This window comes from Neisseria sp. P0021.S005, from assembly GCF_051956955.1.
Genome location: NZ_JBQCWY010000734.1, coordinates 1 through 1,470, shown reverse-complemented (window position 1 = coordinate 1,470; position 1,470 = coordinate 1). Strand labels below are relative to the sequence as shown.

3 protein-coding genes are annotated in these 1,470 nt (G+C 46.5%); all 3 read right to left on the bottom strand.

Going from position 1 to position 1,470, the window contains the following annotated elements:
* The coding region (gene atpF, locus ACTHUE_RS18820) for a F0F1 ATP synthase subunit B (protein WP_440423436.1) at positions 1-253 on the bottom strand (253 nt) is incomplete at its 3' end.
* Positions 254-326: 73 nt separating this feature from the next.
* A complete protein-coding gene (gene atpE, locus ACTHUE_RS18815; protein WP_003676106.1) occupies positions 327-563 on the bottom strand; it encodes a F0F1 ATP synthase subunit C in 237 nt (78 codons plus the stop codon).
* 64 nt (positions 564-627) lie between these two features.
* Positions 628-1,470, bottom strand: an 843-nt coding sequence (atpB, locus tag ACTHUE_RS18810) for a F0F1 ATP synthase subunit A (RefSeq protein WP_440424160.1), incomplete at its 5' end; no start/stop codon positions are given.

Sequence of the window (1,470 nt, the reverse complement as noted above, 5' to 3'; positions counted from 1 at the left end):
TTGCAGCACGTTTTTCGGCGTTGGCAACCATTTCGGTTACCTGATTACGCCCTTCGGCCATAAGTTCTGCAACTTTTTTCTCTGCCTGCTCAAAATCGCTCTTACCGCGCTCGGCAGCAGCCAAGCCCTCGGCGATTTTTGCGGCACGCTCATCCAATGCTTTGGCAATCGGAGGCCATACGAATTTCATCGTAAACCAAACCAAGCCAAAGAAAACCAGGATTTGCGCAAATAAGGTTGCATTAATATTCACGTTACTTAACCTTCGTATCTGGGTTAATCAAACAGACCATAAGCCTGTATCTGAACGGATCGCTCCGTCTTGATTACGCAGCACCAAACGGGTTAACGAAGGCGAACAACAGGGCAATAGCCACACCGATCAAGAAGGCCGCGTCGATCAGACCAGCGATCAAGAACAGTTTGGTTTGCAGAGGACCGATCAGCTCAGGTTGGCGAGCAGAAGATTCCAAGTATTTAGAACCAACCATTGCGATACCGATAGAGGCACCCAATGCGCCCAAGGCAACGATCAAACCACATGCGATAGCAATCAAACCCATTTTTAAACTCCTTAAAATAGTAAAGGTTAAACTACAAAAAACAAACTACGAAAAAACTACTTGATTAGTGTGCATCATGCGCTTGTCCGATATATACGAACGCCAACGCCATGAAAATAAATGCCTGCAAGGTGATAACCAAAATGTGGAAAATCGCCCAAGCCAAACCGGCAATCAGGTGGAACACAAATAAAATTGGATCTAAAGTTTCGATGCTGCCAGTTGATGCCCACGCACCACCCAACAAAGCAATCAGCAGGAACACCAGCTCACCGGCATACATATTACCAAACAACCGCATACCGTGGGATACGGTTTTGGACAAAAACTCTACCAAGTTGAGCAGGAAGTTGGCCGGAGCGAGCATCGGACCGAAAGGCGCGCTGAACAATTCGTGAATCCAACCGCCAAAGCCTTTGATTTTGATATTGTAATAAATACATACCAACAATACGCCAATTGCCAAAGCCAAAGTGGTATTCAAGTCAGCAGTCGGTACGACACGCAACAGTGCGTGATGATTACCGGTAACGCCTTGCCATACCATTGGCAGCAAATCAACCGGCAACATATCCATGGCGTTCATCAGGAAAATCCAGACAAACAGAGTCAAGCCTAAAGGCGCAACAGCTTTACGCGATTGTTCGTTATGGATAATGCTCTTACACATGTTATCCACGAATTCGAACAGAATTTCAACAGCCGCTTGAAAACGACCAGGTACGCCAGCAGTTGCTTTTTTGGCCCCACGCCACAAAAGGAAGCTGCCGATTACGCCCAACAGAACGGCAAAAAAGATTGCATCAAGGTTAATGAACGAAAAATCAGCGATGTTTTTCAGTCCTTGACCCCGAGTAACATCCGACATACTGGTCAAGCTTTGCAAGTGGTGCTTGATGTAGTCGGC

Bases quoted from the DNA above. Each gene is read 5' to 3' on its own strand.
- atpE (WP_003676106.1), bottom strand. From the start codon at position 563: ATGGGTTTGATTGCTATCGCATGTGGTTTGATCGTTGCCTTGGGCGCA.